This is a genomic window from Amycolatopsis sp. NPDC000009 (genome assembly GCF_055563465.1).
In genome coordinates, this window is sequence record NZ_JBVHDI010000009.1 from 21214 (window position 1) to 39113 (window position 17900).

At 68.0% G+C, this 17900-nt stretch carries 18 protein-coding genes; 10 read left to right on the forward strand and 8 right to left on the reverse strand.

All coding sequences use genetic code 11. The annotated features are described in order from the left end of the window. Nucleotides 1-61 precede the first annotated feature (61 nt). From ACZ3HL_RS23650 to ACZ3HL_RS23665, 4 genes are all read left to right on the forward strand, one after another. On the forward strand, nt 62-1108 hold the full coding sequence (locus ACZ3HL_RS23650) for an LLM class F420-dependent oxidoreductase (protein WP_465533705.1): 1047 nt from the start codon (nt 62-64) through the stop codon (nt 1106-1108). Beyond that, the gene (locus tag ACZ3HL_RS23655) at nt 1108-1947 is read left to right on the forward strand and encodes an undecaprenyl-diphosphate phosphatase (protein WP_465411385.1); all 840 of its coding nucleotides are present in this window, start codon (nt 1108-1110) and stop codon (nt 1945-1947) included. Before ACZ3HL_RS23650 ends, ACZ3HL_RS23655 begins: the two co-directional genes overlap by 1 nt. 106 nt (nt 1948-2053) lie before the next feature. Beyond that, on the forward strand, nt 2054-2764 hold the full coding sequence (locus ACZ3HL_RS23660; protein WP_465411384.1) for a histidine phosphatase family protein: 711 nt from the start codon (nt 2054-2056) through the stop codon (nt 2762-2764). A gap of 103 nt (nt 2765-2867) precedes the next feature. Continuing rightward, on the forward strand, nt 2868-4910 hold the full coding sequence (locus ACZ3HL_RS23665) for a M3 family metallopeptidase (protein WP_465533707.1): 2043 nt from the start codon (nt 2868-2870) through the stop codon (nt 4908-4910). Nucleotides 4911-4964: 54 nt separating this feature from the next. Here the strand turns inward: ACZ3HL_RS23665 and ACZ3HL_RS23670 are convergent, their stop codons facing one another. Beyond that, on the reverse strand, nt 4965-6188 hold the full coding sequence (locus ACZ3HL_RS23670; protein ID WP_465533709.1) for an aminotransferase class V-fold PLP-dependent enzyme: 1224 nt from the start codon (nt 6186-6188) through the stop codon (nt 4965-4967). Between ACZ3HL_RS23670 and ACZ3HL_RS23675 the strand changes: the two genes are divergently transcribed. Continuing rightward, complete coding sequence (locus ACZ3HL_RS23675; protein WP_465533711.1) at nt 6187-7569, forward strand: aminotransferase-like domain-containing protein; 1383 nt, start codon at nt 6187-6189, stop codon at nt 7567-7569. The genes ACZ3HL_RS23670 and ACZ3HL_RS23675 overlap by 2 nt on opposite strands. 18 nt (nt 7570-7587) lie before the next feature. Here ACZ3HL_RS23675 and ACZ3HL_RS23680 read toward each other — a convergent pair whose 3' ends face one another. Beyond that, entirely contained in the window at nt 7588-8220 is a 633-nt protein-coding gene (locus ACZ3HL_RS23680) for a hypothetical protein (protein ID WP_465533713.1), read from the reverse strand. Nucleotides 8221-8290: 70 nt separating this feature from the next. Next, on the reverse strand, nt 8291-10090 hold the full coding sequence (locus ACZ3HL_RS23685; RefSeq protein ID WP_465533715.1) for a right-handed parallel beta-helix repeat-containing protein: 1800 nt from the start codon (nt 10088-10090) through the stop codon (nt 8291-8293). An 89-nt stretch (nt 10091-10179) separates the two neighbouring features. On the opposite strand from ACZ3HL_RS23685, the gene ACZ3HL_RS23690 reads away from it, so the two are divergent. After that, nucleotides 10180-11046 carry a TetR/AcrR family transcriptional regulator gene (locus ACZ3HL_RS23690; protein WP_465533717.1) on the forward strand — a complete coding sequence of 289 codons (867 nt, stop codon included), beginning with the start codon at nt 10180-10182 and terminating at the stop codon, nt 11044-11046. 59 nt (nt 11047-11105) lie between these two features. Here ACZ3HL_RS23690 and ACZ3HL_RS23695 read toward each other — a convergent pair whose 3' ends face one another. Beyond that, the gene (locus ACZ3HL_RS23695; protein ID WP_126733114.1) at nt 11106-11339 is read right to left on the reverse strand and encodes a DUF397 domain-containing protein; all 234 of its coding nucleotides are present in this window, start codon (nt 11337-11339) and stop codon (nt 11106-11108) included. Then, complete coding sequence (locus ACZ3HL_RS23700; RefSeq protein WP_465411375.1) at nt 11329-12198, reverse strand: helix-turn-helix domain-containing protein; 870 nt, start codon at nt 12196-12198, stop codon at nt 11329-11331. The genes ACZ3HL_RS23695 and ACZ3HL_RS23700 overlap by 11 nt, the downstream gene beginning before the upstream one ends. Nucleotides 12199-12535: 337 nt before the next feature. On the opposite strand from ACZ3HL_RS23700, the gene ACZ3HL_RS23705 reads away from it, so the two are divergent. After that, nucleotides 12536-13633 (forward strand): ThiF family adenylyltransferase, encoded by a 1098-nt coding sequence (locus ACZ3HL_RS23705; RefSeq protein ID WP_465533719.1) that lies wholly within the window; start codon nt 12536-12538, stop codon nt 13631-13633. Nucleotides 13634-13638: 5 nt separating this feature from the next. Here the strand turns inward: ACZ3HL_RS23705 and ACZ3HL_RS23710 are convergent, their stop codons facing one another. After that, complete coding sequence (locus ACZ3HL_RS23710) at nt 13639-14511, reverse strand: helix-turn-helix domain-containing protein (protein ID WP_465533721.1); 873 nt, start codon at nt 14509-14511, stop codon at nt 13639-13641. 166 nt (nt 14512-14677) lie between these two features. Here ACZ3HL_RS23710 and ACZ3HL_RS23715 point away from each other — a divergent pair, with 166 nt between their 5' ends. Next, a complete protein-coding gene (locus ACZ3HL_RS23715) occupies nt 14678-14878 on the forward strand; it encodes a hypothetical protein (protein ID WP_465533723.1) in 201 nt (66 codons plus the stop codon). A gap of 223 nt (nt 14879-15101) precedes the next feature. After that, entirely contained in the window at nt 15102-15266 is a 165-nt protein-coding gene (locus ACZ3HL_RS23720; protein ID WP_465533725.1) for a helix-turn-helix domain-containing protein, read from the forward strand. Here ACZ3HL_RS23720 and ACZ3HL_RS23725 read toward each other — a convergent pair. Continuing rightward, nucleotides 15263-16099: an NAD(P)-dependent oxidoreductase gene (locus tag ACZ3HL_RS23725; RefSeq protein ID WP_465533727.1), complete on the reverse strand. Its 837-nt coding sequence runs from the start codon at nt 16097-16099 to the stop codon at nt 15263-15265. The two genes, ACZ3HL_RS23720 and ACZ3HL_RS23725, sit on opposite strands and share 4 nt — an antisense overlap. Nucleotides 16100-16151: 52 nt before the next feature. Between ACZ3HL_RS23725 and ACZ3HL_RS23730 the strand changes: the two genes are divergently transcribed. After that, complete coding sequence (locus tag ACZ3HL_RS23730; RefSeq protein WP_465411370.1) at nt 16152-16535, forward strand: MerR family transcriptional regulator; 384 nt, start codon at nt 16152-16154, stop codon at nt 16533-16535. A 12-nt stretch (nt 16536-16547) separates the two neighbouring features. Here the strand turns inward: ACZ3HL_RS23730 and ACZ3HL_RS23735 are convergent, their stop codons facing one another. Further along, nucleotides 16548-17537, reverse strand: coding sequence for a malate dehydrogenase (locus ACZ3HL_RS23735; RefSeq protein ID WP_465411369.1), 990 nt, complete (start codon nt 17535-17537; stop codon nt 16548-16550). Nucleotides 17538-17900 lie beyond the last annotated feature (363 nt).

Sequence of the window (17900 nt, forward strand, 5' to 3'; positions counted from 1 at the left end):
GGTCATCGGCGTGTCAACACCCTGAACGGAGGAGTGACTCTCCGGTGGATACATTCACGCCGTGCGACTCGGACTGAACTTGGGCTATTGGGGCGCGGGGAACGACGCGGCCAACCTGGCATTGGCGAAGAAGGCGGACGAACTGGACTACGCGGTCGTCTGGGCCGCGGAGGCCTACGGGTCGGACGCGCCGACAGTGCTCTCGTGGGTGGCGGCGCAGACCTCACGGATCGACGTGGGCAGCGCGGTGCTCCAGATCCCCGCGCGGACACCGGCGATGACCGCGATGACCGCCGCGACCCTGGACACGCTTTCGGGCGGCCGGTTCCGGCTCGGCCTGGGGGTTTCCGGCCCGCAGGTCTCCGAAGGCTGGCACGGCGTGAAGTTCGCGTCCCCGCTGGGCCGCACCCGCGAATACGTCGAGATCGTCCGCAAGGCGCTGAGCCGCGAGCGGGTCCGGTTCGACGGTGACCACTTCCAGCTGCCCCTGCCCGGCGGGCCCGGCAAGGCGCTGACCCTGACCGTGCACCCCGTACGCGACGAGATCCCCGTGTATCTGGCCGCCATCGGCCCGAAGAACCTCGAACTGACCGGCGAGATCGCGAACGGCTGGCTGCCGGTGTTCTACTCGCCCGAACACGCCGGTGAGCAGCTGAAACTGATCCAGGCCGGCGCGGACAAGGCCGGGCGCACCCTCGACGGCTTCGACGTCGTCCCCACCGTCCCCCTCGTGGTCGGTGACGACTGGAAGGCCTGCGCCGACGCGGTCCGCGGGTACGCGGCGCTGTACATCGGTGGGATGGGCAGCCGGGAGAAGAACTTCTACAACCAGCTCGCCTGCCGGATGGGCTTCGAGCGCGAAGCCGCCGACGTCCAGCAGAAGTACCTGGGCAGGGACTACGAGGGTGCCATGAAGGCCGTCCCGCTCGAGTTCATCGACGCGACGTCGCTGCTGGGCCCGAAGGAGCGCATCGCCGAACGGATGCAGGCCTTCGCGGAGTCCGGCGTCACGACGCTGACCGTCGCGCCCGCCATGCCCGATCCCGAGGGTTCCGCACACGCCCTCGAAGTCGCCGCCGAAGCGATCGAATCGGCCGGTGTCGCCTGATGGGATGGTTCGAAGCACTGGTCCTGGGGCTCGTCCAGGGCCTCACCGAGTTCCTGCCGATCTCGTCCAGCGCGCACCTGCGGATCACCGCGGCGCTCGCCGGCTGGGACGACCCGGGCGCAGCGTTCACCGCGGTGACCCAGATCGGCACCGAACTCGCGGTCATCCTGTACTTCTCGGCCAAGATCGGGAGGATCCTCCGCGCGTGGTTCTTCTCGATCTACAAGAAGGACTGGCGCCATGACCCCGACGCCCGGCTCGGCTGGCTGATCATCGTCGGCTCGCTGCCGATCGTGGTGCTGGGCCTGCTGTTGCAGGACGCCATCGACGAAAGCTTCCGTGACCTGCGGATCACCGCGACCACGCTGATCGTGTTCGGCCTGATCCTCCTGGTGGCCGACCGCATCGGGAAGCAGCAGCGCTCCCTCGACCACCTGACCGTGCCGCACGGCCTCGGGTTCGGGTTCGCGCAGGCGCTGGCGCTGATCCCGGGTGTCTCGCGCTCCGGTGGCACCACCAGCGCCGGGCTGTTGCTCGGCTACACCCGCGCGCAGGCGGCCGAGTACTCGTTCTTGCTGGCTGTGCCCGCGGTGTTCGGTTCCGGCCTGTACAAGCTGACCGACATCGGCAAGGACGGCGCCCCGGCGCAGTGGGGCCCGACGATCCTGGCGACGCTGGTCGCGTTCGGCGTCGGGTACGCCGTCATCGCCTGGCTGATGTCCTACATCAAGACCAAGAGCTTCGTGCCGTTCGTGATCTACCGGCTCGTGCTCGGCGTCCTGCTGTTCGTGCTGATCTTCGCCGGTGTCCTGGACCCCGGCGCGGGCCCGCATCTGTAAAACCCCATCCATTTAGTCCTCTGGGTGCGGTCCTTGCACGCGCAAGTACCGCACCCAGAGGACGAAACGCGGGAGTGGGCAAAGCACGACACGTAGGGTGGGCCACGTGAGTACTGTGATCCTTCTGCGCCACGGCAAGTCCACGGCGAACGGTTCGGGCGTCCTGGCCGGGCGCACGCCCAAGGTCGGCCTGGACGACACCGGCCGGGCGCAGGCGGCCGCGCTCGTCGACCGGCTGGCGCCGGTCCCGCTCGCCGAGCTGGTGGTCTCGCCGATGCTCCGCTGCCGCCAGACGGTCGCGAAGCTGGCCGAGGCACGCGGTCTGGACAAGCTCAAAGAGCCCGGTTTGTCCGAAGTGGACTACGGCGAATGGACCGGGCGCGCGCTCAAGGATCTGTTCAAGGAACCGCTGTGGCGCGTCGTGCAGGCGCATCCCTCGGCCGCGGTCTTCCCCGGCGGGGAAGGGCTCGCCGAGATGCAGGCGCGGGCGGTCGCCGCCGTTCGCGCGCACGACGCGAGGATCACCGCGAAGCACGGCGAGAACGCGGTGTGGCTCTTATGCAGCCATGGCGATGTGATCAAGGCGATCCTCGCCGACGCGCTCGGCCAGCATCTCGATTCCTTCCAGCGGATCGTGGTCGATCCGGCGTCGGTTTCGGTCGTCCGGTACACCGAGACTCGTCCGTTCGTGTTGCGCGTCAACGACAACGGCGGCGACCTGGCCGGTATCGCCCCACCCGAACCCCCGGCCAAAGCCAAGCGCGGCAAGGGAAAACGCAGCTCCGACGCGGTGGTGGGCGGTACCACCGGAGCGTGACCACTCCCCGTCGGTGGTGTCACGCCACGGACGGCATCCACCGGCCCCTCGCTGCCCGTAAGGTGGCCAGACCAGCAGATTCGACGACCCGGGAGCAACACCGATGATTTCGCAGGACAACCCGTTCGCCGCGCCGAGTGAGCTGCCCTACGCCCTTCCGCCGTTCGATCGGATCGCCGACGAGCACTTCCTTCCCGCCTTCGAAGCGGGCCTGGCCGAGCACGCCGCGGAAATCGAGGAGATCGCCGGTTCGGCCGAGCCGCCGACCTTCGAGAACACCATCGTCGCGCTCGAGAAGTCCGGCAGGCTGCTGTCGCGGGTCTCCAGCGTGTTCTTCAATCTCGCCGGGTCGAACGCGAACGACGAGATCCAGCGCGTGCAGGCCGAGATGGCGCCGCGGCTGGCCGCGCACGCCGACGCCATCAACCTGAACCCGGCGCTGTTCGCCAGGATCAACTCCCTGTTCGAGCGCCGGGATGAACTCGGCCTCGACGCCGAGTCGCTGCGCCTGCTGGAGCGTCACCACACCGACGTGCGCCGCGCCGGCGCCGGTCTTCCCGAAGCCGACCAGAAGCGCCTGCGTGAGCTGAACGAACAGATCTCGACGTTGTCGACCCGGTTCCAGCAGAACCTGCTCAAGGACACCAACGAACTGGCCGTGGTCGTCGACGACGTCGCGCAACTCGCTGGTCTCGGCGACGACGAGATCGCGACGGCCGCCGAAACGGCGGGCGTGGAGGGCAAGTACGTCCTCAAGCTGACCCTGCCGACCGCGCAGGCCGCGCTGGCTTCCTTGGAAGACCGCGCGCTGCGCGAGCGGATCTTCACCGCGTCGGTCTCGCGTGGCAACCGGGGCAACGAGTTCGACAACAACGAGGTCGTGGCCCAGCTGGTCCGGTTGCGTGCCGAGCGGGCCGCCGTGCTCGGTTTCCCCGACCACGCCTCGTACGTCATCGAGGACGAGACCGCGAAGACCGCTGAGGCCGCGGTCGGTCTCCTGGAGCGGCTCGCGCCGGTGGCGGTCGCCAACGCCAAGGCGGAGGCCGAAGAACTGCGGCGGTACCTCGAGGCCGACATCCCCGGCGCGATCCTGCGGCCGTGGGACTGGGCGTTCTACGCCGAGCGCGTCCGCAAGGACCGGTTCGAGGTCGACACCGCCGCGCTGCGCCCGTACTTCGAGCTGAACCGGGTGCTGACCGACGGTGTCTTCTTCGCCGCGTCCAAGCTGTACGGCCTGAGCTTCACCGAGCGGGAGGACCTGCCCAAGTACCACCCCGAGGTCCGGATCTTCGAGGTCTTCGACGCCGACGGTGCGGAGCTCGGCCTGTTCCTGCTCGACTACTACGCCCGCGACTCGAAGCGCGGCGGCGCCTGGATGAACAACTTCGTCGACCAGACGAGGCTGCTGGGCACCAAGACGGTCGTGGTGAACGTGCTCAACGTCGCCAAGCCGCCGGCGGGGGAGCCGACCCTGCTGACCTTCGACGAGGTCGTCACCGCGTTCCACGAGTTCGGGCACGCGCTGCACTCGCTGCTTTCCGATGTCGAGTACCCGATGTTCTCGGGCACCAACGTCCCGCGTGACTTCGTCGAATATCCCTCGCAGGTCAACGAGATGTGGATGCTCTGGCCCGAGGTGCTGGCCAACTACGCCAAGCACCACGTGACCGGCGAGCCGCTGCCGCAGGAGCAGATCGACAAACTCCTGGCTTCGCAGCAGTACGGCGAAGGCTTTTCGACCACCGAGTACCTCGCGGCGTCCCTCCTCGACCAGGCGTGGCACGCGCTGGGCACCGAGGACAACGTCGAGGACGTCCAGCGGTTCGAGACCGAGGCGCTGACCAAGGCCGGTGTCGCGCTGGAAGCCGTGCCGCCGCGTTACCGCACCACCTACTTCGCGCATATCTTCAGCGGCGGTTACAGCGCCGGGTACTACTCCTACATCTGGAGTGAGGTCCTCGACGCCGACACCGTCCAGTGGTTCCGTGAGAACGGCGGGCTCACCAGGGAGAACGGCGACCACTTCCGTCGTGAGCTCCTCGGACGGGGCGGCAGCGTCGACCCGATGGCGGCCTTCCGCGCGTTCCGCGGCCGCGACCCGGAGATCGAGCCGCTCCTGAAGCGGCGAGGCCTCGCGGGCGCCTGAGCACCTGACGGTTCCCCGCCCGGACACCCCCAGTGTCCAGGCGGGGAACCGCGATCAGGCGGCCAGTTCGGCGACGGCCGCGGCCACGTCGTCCACTTCCCGTTCGGTGTTGTAGTAGTGCGGGCTCAGCCGCAGGCACCAGTCGACGTCCTTGTCCCCGAAGTCGAACTGTGCGAACTCCCGGTAGCTGAGCGCCGAGTTGATCCGGCGGGCGTCCATCGCCTCCTTGAAGGGCGCCGCTTGCCAGCCCTTGATGGAGAACGTCACCAGCGCGCCCAGCTCCGGGCCCCGGTCGAGCACTTCGACGCCCGGGATGGCGCCGAGCCCGTCCCGCAGTCTCGCCGCGAGCGCGGGGGTGCGCCGTGAGATCGCCTCCAGGCCGACCTCGCGGGCGTACCTCGCGGCGGCGGCGCAGCCGAGCACGGTGGCGTACGGGAATTCCCATTCTTCGAACCGGGAAGCGGACTTCGCGGGTTCGTACGCGCCGGGCGCGCTCCAGCGGGCTCCGTGCATGTCGATGAACAACGGCTCGTGCCCGGCCTCGAGGAACCGGTCGGAGACGTACAGGAACCCTGAACCGCGCGGCCCGCGCAGGAATTTGCGACAGGTCGAGGTGAGCAGGTCGGCGCCGATCTCCTGGACGTCGATGGGGTACTGGCCGATCGACTGGCAGGCGTCGACCAGATAGAGCAGACCGAGCTCCCGGCAGTGCCGCCCGATCTCGGCGACCGGCTGGACGAGGCCCGAGTTGGTCGGAATATGCGTGGCGGCGACCAGCTTCGGCTTCCTCGCGCGCATCAGCGCCGCCATCGCTTCGACGTCGACACCGCCCTCCCGCGAGTCCGGCGCGTGCACCACCTCGACCCCGAAGCGCTTCCGCAGCGACAGGAACGCGATCTGGTTGGAGATGAAGTCGTTGCGAGTGGTGAGCACGACGTCACCGGGTTCGAACCGGATCGACGACAACGCCGTGGAGTAGGCGTGGGTGGCGCTCGCCGCGAAGGCGATGTTGCGGGGCCGCGCGTTGATGAGCGCGGCGATTTCCCGGTAGAAGCCCTCGACCTCGGTCGAACGGGCGGCGGCGGCTTCGTAACCGCCGATCTCGGCTTCGAGGTTCAGGTGATCGAGCATCGTTGCGAGTACCGGCTTCGCCAGGAGCCCGCAGCCCGCGTTGTTGAAGTGGACGACCTTCTCGCTGCCCGGGGTATCGGCTCGCAAGGCCGGGACGTCCAGTAGTGATTCCGCCGGATTTTCAGTAGCACTATCATGTTGCTTCATGTCGGATAGTAGCACTTCCGCGCTCGTCACCCAGCTCCGTTCGCTGATCCGCACGGCGGCCGCGGGGGAGAGGTTGCCCAGTAGCCGGGAGCTCATCGAGCGTCATCGGGTCGGTCCGGGAACGGTCTCTCGCGCGATAGCCCTGCTGGCGGCGGAAGGCGCCGTCGTGACCCGCCCCGGGAGCGGGACGTACGTCGCGACGAAGACTGCGACGGCGGGCGAGCCGCTCGACACGGCGTGGCAGACGGTCGCGCTGACCGATCGCAGCGTCGACATCAGATCCCTCACCGGCGCGTTCGGTCCGCCACCAGAGGGCGCGATCCTTCTCGACGGCGGCTATCCGCACCGATCCCTGCAGGCGACGCGCTTTCTGAGTGCCGCGTTGGCGCGGGCGGGCCGCCGCCCGGACGCCTGGGACCGCGCGCCCGCCTCCGGTCTGATCGCGCTGAGGTCGGTGTTCGCGGGGCCGGCCGGTGCGTCGCCGGACGACGTCCTGATCACCGCGGGCGGGCAGAGCGGGCTGTCCATGGCGTTCCGTGCCATCGCGGCACCAGGCGACCCGGTCCTCGTCGAATCGCCGACCTATCCGGGTGCGCTCGCCGCCGCGCGAGCGGCGGGACTCCGTCCGGTGCCCGTCCCGATCGACGAGGACGGAGTCCGCCCGGACCTGCTGGCCGAGGCGTTCGCGATGACCGGAGCCCGGCTGTTCTACTGCCAGCCGACCTTCCACAACCCGACCGGGACGGTGCTCGCGGCCGAACGGCGCACGCGGGTGCTGGACGTCGCGCGGGCGGCGGGCGCGTTCGTCCTGGAGGACGACTTCGCCCGGTACCTCTCCCATGGGGCGACCGCACCACGTCCGCTGATCACCGACGACCGCGACGGCACGGTCGTCCATCTGACGTCGGTGACCAAGGCCGCCGCGCCGAGCCTCCGGATCGGCGCGTTGATCGCGCGCGGGCCGGTCCTCGACCGGATGAAGGCGATCCGGCGGGTCGACGACTTCTTCGTCTCCCGTCCACTGCAGGAGGCCGCCCTCGAACTGCTCAGCGCACCGTCCTGGGAGCGTCACGTCCGGGGACTCGGTTCCGAGCTGCGGGAACGGTGCGTGAAAGCGGCCTCGGCACTGGCGGGGAAGTGTCCTGAGTGGACTATCGCGCGGCTCCCCGAGGGTGGCCTGCACCTGTGGGTGCGACTGCCCGCGGGGAGTGATGCGAACGCTCTCGCTCGCGCGGCGAGGGAGAGAGGGGTCGTGGTCGGGGCGGGGGAGAGGTTCTTCGCCACGGAGCCGTCCGGGCCGTTCCTCCGGCTGAGCTTCGCGGCCACGGCCGACATCGCCGAACTCCTCGAAGGAATCCGGCGGCTCGACCCGAATGTATAACGACCTATACGGCGTGGCTCAGGCCAAAACCGCTTCCAGGAACAGGTAAACACCCCCGCCGAGGACGACACCGGCGGCCATCCCGGCCGTGACTTCGGCCTTGGTGTGATCGCCGAGTTCGACGCGGGACCAGCAGACCCATGCGACGCCGAGGAAGAGGAGAGCGAGCCAGGGGCCGTAAACGCGGATGAGCATCACGGCCGCGCCCGCGGCCACCATCGCGTGCATCGAGATCTTGAACTCCAGCCCGAAGGTGATCGCGAGTGCGGCGACCAGGCAGACGAGTTCGGCGGCCGCGAGCGCGACCATCTCGTGCGGCGCACCACCGGCGATCAGGATGGCGAATCCGGCGGCCAGTGAGCCGATGCAGACCGCGAACGGGACGAGCCGTCCGGCGCGATCGGTGACGTGGTGGCTGTCCCACTTGCCTTTCCGGGCGCCGCGCACGATCACGGCCATCGGGATCAGCGAGCCGGTGACGCCGACGATGAGTCCCCACAGCACGGTTTCGCCGAGGTGGTGGCCGGTGACCTTCCAGGCGACGACCAGCGGGAGACCGAGCACCCAGACCCAGGGAGCGAGTACCTCGGTCGCGATTCGCGCGAGGTGCCGGCGGGTCCCGGGGGTTGCCGTGGCCTGGGTGGTGGGCATGGCGTGTGGTCTCCTCGGGAATCGCGGCCGGATCCGCTCCTGCCGGACTGGCGCCCGGCAGGAGCGGTGATCATCGTTTCAGACCGCGGCGCCCCGCTCGCGCGAGGATGTCGGCGCCCGCGGGATGGGCTCGGACGGCTTCGTCGAAGCCCTCCTTCGGCAACAGGGTGTTTCCGGCCACGGTCACCGTCTCGGGCGGGGCGTCGTAGCCGTCGGGCAGGACGTCCCAGAAGTTGCCGACGAAGGCGACGTTCTCCATCGGCGGGCCCACCTGGAGCACGATCGGGGTGTCTGCCCGGCAGACGATGTTGCCGAGCAGGGTGATCCACGCCGCGCCGTAGTCGGCGTACAGCCCGAAGTTGTACGAGGTGAGGACGTCGCGGATCACGTTCCCCCGGACCAGTGCCCCGCCCGCGAACGACGAACCCTGCGGGGCCGACAGGTAGATCCCGCCGCCGTCCATCAGCTTCCCCATGCTGCGTTCGACGAGGTTCGAGATCACCTGGGTGCCCTTGGCCTTTTCGCCGCCGGTGATCACGATGCCGTTGTGCGGGACGTCGTGGATCTCGTTGTGGGCCACGGTGGTCTCTTCGGACTCGACGACGAGGACGGCGGGGGAGCCGTGGTACTCGGCGCCGATGTGGTGGACGAGGTTGTCTTCGATGGAGACCCGGGTACCGGCGTGGACGGCGATCCCACTGCCGGAGATCTCGTCGAAGACGTTCGCCCGGACGCGGACGTCGGTGCCGCCCTCGATCAGGAGCGCTCCCGCCCCGAGCCGGGTGAAATGGTTGCCCTCCAAGGTGACCCGGCTTGCCGACGTGAGGCTGACGTTGGCGGGCAATTGGACCGGCTCGGCAGGCACATGGACATAACCGACGTCCGCACCGAGGTCGATCTTCTGGAATTCGCCCCGCTCGTAGCGGGCGTTGCCGTGGTAGTGCAGGTAGCCGCCGGTGCGGGCGACGCCGGACCAGGTCGCGTCGGTGAAGGTGAAGCCACGCAGTACGAGATCGTGCACGTCCCGTCCGGTGACGAGCGACTCGAGCATCGGGGCGACGACCCTGGTCTTGCCGATCTCCTCGCCGGGGCGGGGGCGGTAGTGCAGGACGTGGCCGTCGCGTTCGGTACGGACAACGGCGAAGGTTCCCGGTTCGGTCAGGAAGGCGACGTTGTTCTCGAGCACGGAAGGCGCGGCGAGTCCGTCCCAGGTGCCGTCTCCGCCCGCGCCGTACCACTTGGAGTCGTAGAGGGATTTGGCGTGGTCGAAGGCGGGCTGAGCCATGGTGACGGTGGTCGAGGTGGTGTCGCCGGTGATCGAAGCGACCGCGAGGCGGGCTTCGGACCACGGATAAACGCCGGGATAGACGAACTCCAGACCGGACGGGTCCGGCCACGATTGCGGCTCCGTGCTGTCTGTGACGTAACCGGTCGCTGTTTTCGTCACGTTCCCCGGGAGACCCTCGGTGCGGGCCGCTCGTGCCGCGGGCCGGCCGTCCACGGTGAGCCGCCGCGGGGCGAGGTCTCCGATCGGTGCCGTCCAGCTGCCGTCACGGCCCGTTGTCCAGCCGGTGACTTCGCGGCCACCGCTCAGTTCGACCTTCGCCTGATCCGGTGTTCCGTAGCCGTCGGCCTGGTAGATGACGCGGAAGCCGTTCGAGCCGGAATCGCCCAGTGTGTCGTCGAAAGTCAGCGGTTCTTCGAGATGGTGGACACCCGCGCCGAAGGTGATGGTGACGTCGCCGGTCATTCCGGCGGTGATGGTGCGGACGGCCTTCTGCGCGGCTTTCGGGGTGGCGAACGGCCGGTCGGCGGTGCCTGCCCAGTCGTCTCTACCCTCGGGGGACACGAAGAACCTGATCTCAGGCATGCTGAAGCGCTCCTGTGGAGTAGTTTATGGGATATACTGAGGTTTATCAGCTAAACACGAACGAGCGACGAGCGTCAAGGGAGTGACGGGTGGCGGAAGACGACGCGCAGCCGGATCCGGAGCGTGCGATCGAGCTGCTGTGGGGAACTCCCGAGCCGGAGCGGCCGGGGTTGAGTCTCGGCCGGATCGTCGCGGCGGCCGTCGAAGTCGCGGACGCGGAGGGGCTGGCCGCCCTGTCGATGCGCAAGGTCGCGGAACGGTTCGGCACCACGACCATGTCGCTCTACCGGTACGTGCCCGGCAAGGCGGAGCTGGTCGAACTCATGCGCGACGCCGTGTACGGCAGATTTCCGATGGAGCCTTCGGAAGGGCTCGGCTGGCGAGCGGGCCTCGAACGCTGGGCGCGGCGGGCATGGGAGATGCATCGACGTCACCCGTGGCTGGTCCACAGTGCCGGGACCCGTCGCCTGCCGGGGCCGAACATCATGGCCGGATACGACCACGCGCTGGACGTGGCGTCCCGAAGCGGTCTGAAGCCGGCGCAGGTGATCGCGGTCGTGAACCTCGTCGGCGGATTCGTGGAGTCCGTCGCGCGTCAGGCGGGGGAGACCGCGGAACTCCAGCGGCGCACAGGTGTGTCCCATGAACGCTGGTGGAGTGAGCGTGAGTCGCTGTTCGAGCGTCTGGACGGCTATCCGGCCCTGGAGCGGCTGTGGAAGGGCGGGGGGATGGACGCGCCGCTCGATCCGTTCGAGTTCGGGCTGCAGCGCACGCTCGACGGCGTGCAGGCGCTCGTCGAAAGCCAGGAGCGTGAGGTAATGCGTGACGAAACTGAGCCCGGCGAGTGCGCCGTCTGTGGCAAGGAGCTGGACGGGGTCGGGCGGGGCAGGCCTCGGGACTACTGCTCCAGGGCTTGCCAGCAGCGGGCCTATCGCCGCCGTCAGGCTGGGGCTTGATGCTCGGAGGAGGTGATCCGTCCCGCCGGTGGGAACCGGGCGGGACGGATCACGACCGGTCAGGAGAGCAGGTGGTCGAACTCGCCGTTCTTCGCGCCGAGAACGAAGGCCTTGATCTCGTGCGGTTCGAAGACAAGGACGGGGCTGTTCTCGCCGAGCTTCGAATCGCGAACGCCCACATAGCCCTTCACGGAGTCGTTGACTTCGACGCAACCGTTCGCGCCGGCGCTGTAGCTCGATTTCCACCAGCCGGAAAGTCCGAGCAGGGTGGGACGAGAAGAATCATTGTTCATTGAGTTCCCTTGCCAAGTTTTGAATGAAAGACCGTGTCCGCCCAGGATGCTCCGCTTGTGCCTGTAGTCGTTCGAAAGTACTGCGAAATCGGCGGATGTCTTCGGCGTCCTCGTAATAGAGGCCTTCGCGTCGGTTCTCGACGTACACGGTTCCGGGATCACCGCCGAATTCGGACGGGTAGTCCAAAAGAATGAACCCGCCGTCCGAGGCGCCGTGGGCGCCCGCGGTGAAGGAGAGCACTTGAATGTCGATGTTCGGCCGTTCCGACAGTTCGATCAAGTGCTCCAGTTGATCACGCATGACCGCCGGCCCGCCTACTTGGCGGCGTAGGACGCTCTCGTCCAGGATCGACCAGATATGCGGTGCATCCCCAGGGCGGTCCAATATCTCTTGGCGCGCCATCCGCAGGTCGACCATGGTTTCGAGTTCGGCCTTGTTGTTCCAGCGTCTGCCTTCTCTCATGATGTCGAGCGCGTAATCACGAGTCTGGAACAAACCGGGCAGTACGACCAGGTCGACGGTGCTGATCCGGGCGGCACCGGTTTCCAGACCCAAATAGAGATTGAACCAGTCGAACACCCCGTGGTCGAAGTTGATCCACCAGTCGCGGCCGCGTTTCGCTCGTTTGGTCAGGTCGCGGAAGAACGGTGCCCGCTCGGGCACTCCGTAGAAATCGAGCAGGACTTCCAGATCGGCCGGTGCGGGCAGGTTTCGCGAGGTTTCGATATGTGCGATGACCGTCGTGGCCTTGCCGATGCGCTCGGCCGCGGCTGTCCGGTCGTAGCCCGCCGCTTCCCGGAGGCGCTTCATCTCGAGCGCGATCCAGCGCTTGATGGCGGTGGGGGTCAGCGTGCCCACGAACTGACCACCTCCTCAAGGTCTCGTCACGGAAGGTGACCCCAGTATCACCCGTATGGCGCAGAGAGATCACGTAGACCGGAGTGAATGTATAGCTCTACATTTAAGCCCTCTACATCAGGACAGTACTACATTGTAGAGCTGGACCCGCCAGTGGGCGGGTCGAAAACCGGGGAGGGGGCGGACGCGATGGGTGAGGCCGCGGTGGTCCGGTCCCGTCCCGCTTGGTCGGGGGAGAGGGGGTGTCCGGCGATGATCGAGATCGTGATGGTGGAACGTGCTGACGCGATCCGCCATGTCTACAGCGGAGACAACGGCTGACCGAGGAGGGGTTCCGGTGCGTCCACGTATCAAAGACGAGCACCGCCCGATCCGGTTCGGCGACGGTTGGATCCGGATCGGCGGAGAGGTGTTCGGTATCGCCGCCGAGTTGAGGGACTCGGACGGTGCCGTGTGGGCGTTACTGGAACTCCTCGACGGAACGCGAACGGTGAGCCAGGTCGTCGCCGACCTGGCTCGTCTGGTTCCTGATACCTGTCCCGAAGAGGTGACCGCCGCCATCGAAAAGCTCGCCGAACTCGGCTATGTCGAGAACGCCGACGAGCCGACGTGCACCGCGCTGACCGAGCGGCAACTCGAACGCCACTCGAGAAGCCGGTCGCTGTACCGGTGGATCGATCTGACGCGAAGAACGTCGAGCTGGGACTTCCAGGTCCTTCTGGCCCGCGCGCGGGTCGTGCTGGTCGGCGTGGGCGGCGTCGGGTGCACGGCGGCACTCGGGCTGGTCATGTCGGGAGTGGGGCGACTGCACTGCGTCGAACCGGACGTGGTCGAACTTTCCAACCTCGGCCGCCAGATCCTCTACACGGAGGAGCATCTGGGGCTGCCGAAGGTGGATGTGGCGGTGGAACGGTTGCGTGCGGCCAACTCGGACGTCGAGGTCACCGGGGAGGCGACGCGGATCGAGAACGCGGCTTCCCTGCGAAGGCTGGCCGCGGGCTGCGACGTCCTGATCATGACCGCCGATCACCCGCCGGAGATCCGGACCTGGACGAACCAGGCGTGCGCCTCGACCGGAACGCCCTGGGTATACGGGGGTTACCACGGCCCGCAGGTCAATCTGGGTGTCTACCGCCCGGGCGCGGGGCCGTGCTACGAATGCGCACGGCTCGCCGAGCGGGATCGCGACGCCGCGCGACCGCCGCTGGCGACGTGGCGTCCGGCCGCGAGCATCCCGGCGCACGCGGCCAACGCGGTGACGGCCGGTGTCGCGGGCAATCTGGTGGCGCACGCGGTGATGCGCCTGATCACGAACGCGCCGAAGCTCGCGCTGAACTGTCAGTACGGCTTCAGCCTCGCCACGATGGACCACAGTTTCGTCACCAGCCTGGAACGTCCGCACGCGGAGTGCCGGACGTGCCTGGTCGCCGGGTGACCGCGTCAGGCGTCTTCGGTCAGTCTTCGTGACACGCTCTTGATCAGCCGCGCGGCCGCGTCACCGGACAGCGCTTCGGCCTGCAGCGCGCCGAACATGTGCTCATACAAGGCGATCTCCTCCGGATCTCTGATCAGGTGCTCGCCGGCGAACAGTTCCACCACGACGAGTTCGGCGTCGTAGATGCTGAATCCGTGCAACGGGGCGATCGGCATGGCCTTGTCGAAGGGAAGGATGCGCAGGTCGACGGTGCGCAGGCCGGCGAGTGAATGGAGCCGGTCCAGCTGACCGAGCTGGGTGTCGAGATCGCCGACCCGGATCCACAGCGCGGCTTCTCCGATCACCAGCGGCAAAGCCTTGCCCGGGTCGTGGAGTTGCGCTTGCCGTTCGATCCGGATGGCCACCATGCGCTCGATGTCCGCCTCCTGGGCGCCACCCGTACGTGCCGGGCCGGAGGGGAGTGCGAGCAGTTCTCGCATGAAACCGGGTGTCTGTACCAGTCCGGGAAGCAGGGCAGGCTGGAATGTGGCGACTCGGTTCGCTCGCTGCTCCAGTTCGAGGACGGAGCGCTGTTTGGTGGCGGCTCCGCCTGGTCCGCGGAACTCGTCGCGGAACGACACCGATTCCACGCGGGCACGTTTGAGCAGGTCGAGAACCGACTTCTCCTGGTCTCCCGCGCCCGCCGCGGCGAGCCAGTCGGCGATGTCGTCACCGGTCGGGAACTGCACGGCGGTTTCGATCTTGGACACCCGTGACTGGGGCCAGCCCAGGTTCTTGGCGAACTGATTGCCGGACAGGCCGGTGGCTGCCCGGAGCTCGCGGAGTTTCGTGGCGAGCCGGACGCGGTCGGAGCCGGGATGGGGCGACGACGTGGGCATGATCTTCTTTCGCGGGGTCGAGGCGAAGTGGAGCTGCTGCTCGTTGCGTGATCATGCTACTCCCATGCAGCACTAGAGCGAGAATAGTACACGAATAGCCGCATCGAGCCTGCATAGCTGGCGAATAGAATCGAGGAGCCGTGCCGGCCGGACTAGGGGAGGGCCGATGTTCGCCAACTGGATCCAGATCGCCGAACTCGCACTGCTGCCACTGGGCTTGGGGATCGGCTATGCGGCGGGGCGGACCTGTCGCCGGGAAGAGCGGGTGTCCTTCCGTGATGGGGTCACGATCACCCACCCCGGCTTGGTCGCGGAATATCAGCACCCGGCTCCGGACGTGGGGGCCGGCTGGAGATCTGCCCGGTAGGCCGAACCCAGGGGAGGGGGCACCTCATACGGGCCAGGCCTCCGGGTGGGGGAGGGCGACGGCGGGTCCCGAAACCCGCGCAGGGGCCCGCCGTCGACGCCTTCACTCCGGCTTTCAAAGTGTATAACGCCCTATTCAGGTCGGCACAAAAGCAAGATCATCTTCGCCAGCTGAGAAGACAGCAAAGACCGTGCGAGGCGTGCGCCGGACGACGTTCTCTGGGGTGGGGCGTCGGTTGCAGGCGATGGAGCGGGACGAGATCGTGCGCTGCCTCGCCGAGCCGGGGGCCACCGTGGTCGGTGCGGCGGAGAAACTCGGGATGGGCCGGGCGACGCTGTACCGGAAGATGGGCCAGTACGGGATCAAGGCGCGGCAGTTCCGGTCTTAGCGGGCGGCGAGCCTGGCGAATCCGTCTTTCCCGTGCCCCGCGTCGATGGCTCGCCGCACTTCGGCGTGGGCGGCGGAGAGGACGCCGTTGTCGAGGTCTTGCTCGCGGATCGCGTCGAGGATGTGGTCCATTGTCGCGGCCGTGGATTCGAGGGTGCCGGCGTCCCCGGCGTAGTTCTCGGAGGCGACCTGCTCGGCGAGGAGGTCGATCATGGCGGGGAAGAAGCCGAGCAGTGTCTTGGCGTGCGCGGCGATGTCGGTGGCGCCGATGTTCTCGGCCTTCGCGAGCGCGAGCATGTGGATCACCCCGCTCATGGAGGTCCAGAGCATGTCCTGCAGGGCGGCGTCGAACGCGGCGGCCCGGCCGGGGGAGTCGCCGACGTACTGCGCGTTCTCGCCGAGCGCGGCCAGTGTGGGCTGGTGGGTTTCGTAGACGTCGGCGGGGCCGCTGAAGAACAGGGCGGCGTCCGGGCCGCCGATCGCGTCGGTCGTGGCCATGATCACGCCGTCGAGGTAGTCGATGCCGTGGTCGGCGGCCCAGGTCGCCATCGCGCGGGCCTGCCGTGGTGATCCGCCGCTGAGATTCACGAGCGTGCGGCCTTCGAGTGCGCCGGCGTCGAGGATCGACTGCGCCACGGCGTAGTCACGTACGCAGACGATCACCAGCGGGCTCGCCTCGATCGCCTCCGCGGCGGTCGTGGCGACGGCGGCGTCGAGGCCGTTTTCCTTGTCAGGAGTGCGATTCCACACGGTGGTGGGATGGGAGGCAGCGGCGAAAGCGGTGGCGAGGGCGTGGCCCATGGGGCCGAGTCCGAGGACGGTCACGGTGGTCATGGCGGCTAAGCTAAACCTTGACATTGACGTGAGAGTCAAGTCTGGAGTGCGGATGCGGATCGGGGAGCTCGCGCGGCGGACCGGCGTCAGCGAGCGCGCGCTGCGGTACTACGAGGAGCAGGGACTGCTCACCCCGGAGCGGCGGCCGAGCGGCTACCGCGTGTACGGGGACGCCGACGTGGCGGCGGTGCGGCGGATTAGGATCCTGCTCGCGGCCGGACTCAACACCGCGCAGATCCAGGAGATCCTGCCCTGCATCGTCGACGAGGACGGCTGGTTGACGCCGGACTGCCCGGAGCTGGTCGAGGCGCTGCGTCAGCAGCGGAGCCGGATCGACGACGCGATCGGCGAGCTGGAGGCCACTCGCGCGAACCTCGACACGATCATCGGCAGCGAAAAGGCGGCCGCGTCCCGGGGGACACGGCCGCCTTCGTGAGGTGCTTCAGGCTCAGATGAGGCCGAGCTTCTTCACCGCGTCGCGCTCTTCGGCCAGCTCGTTGACCGAAGCGTCGATGCGGGCGCGCGAGAAGTCGTCGATCTCCAGGCCCTGGACGATCTTGTACTCGCCGTTCGCGGCGGTGACCGGGAACGAGGAGATCAGGCCCTCCGGGACACCGTAGGAACCGTCGGACACGACCGCCGCCGAGGTCCAGTCACCCTCGGGGGTGCCGTTGACCCAGGTGTAGACGTGGTCGATCGCGGCGGAGGCGGCCGACGCCGCGGAGGACAGGCCGCGGGCCTCGATGATCGCCGCGCCGCGCTTGGCGACGGTCGGGATGAAGTCGTCGGCCAGCCACTGCTGGTCGGTGATGACCTCGGTCGCGGGCTTGCCGGACACCTCGGCGTGCGCGATCGACGGGTACTGGGTCGCGGAGTGGTTGCCCCAGATCGCGACCTTCTTCAGCTCGGTCACCGGCACACCCAGCTTCTTCGACAGCTGCGCGAGGGCGCGGTTGTGGTCGAGGCGGGTCATCGCGGTGAAGCGCTCGGCCGGGACGTCGGGCGCGTGCGCCTGCGCGATGAGGGCGTTGGTGTTGGCCGGGTTGCCGACCACGAGGACCTTGATGTCGCTCGCCGCGCCGGCGTTGATGGCCTCGCCCTGCGGCTTGAAGATGCCGCCGTTGGCCTCGAGCAGGTCGCCGCGCTCCATGCCCTTCGCGCGGGGACGGGCGCCGACGAGCAGGGCGACGTTCGCGCCCTCGAAGGCCTGCTTCGCGTCATCGAAGATGTCGATACCCGACAGCAGCGGGAACGCGCCGTCTTCGAGTTCCATCGCGGTGCCCTCAGCCGCCTTGACCGCCTGCGGGATCTCCAGGAGCCGCAGCTTCACCGGGGTGTCCGGGCCGAGCAGCTGACCGGACGCGATGCGGAAGAGCAGCGCGTAGCCGATCTGGCCGGCCGCACCGGTGACGGTGACGTTGACAGGGGCTTGGGTCATTGCGGTTCTCCAGCTTGAGGCGACATCGACTTGTACCGAGATGCTAGTCCTGTCCGGAGTCGCCGTTCGGGTGCGTCCAGTCACTGTTTTCTTGATCGATGCGGTCCGCGGCCGCTTCACGCCGCCGGGTGACCCGGCTCACGCACTCCGCCGCGTTCGGCCGCCGGGGAACGCCCTGTCTCGCCGGAATCGTCAACGGCGAATCCGCGAAAGCATTTCCATATCGTGCGAAGCGAATGGTGTTTTCCCGGGTGGAAGGTGTTTCCATTGGATCCGGAAAACGGTTACAGACCATAATTCCATTTCATGAACCGATTGCCGGGACGTTTGCGTCCGATCGGCGGGCGGCGTCGCGAAGATCGT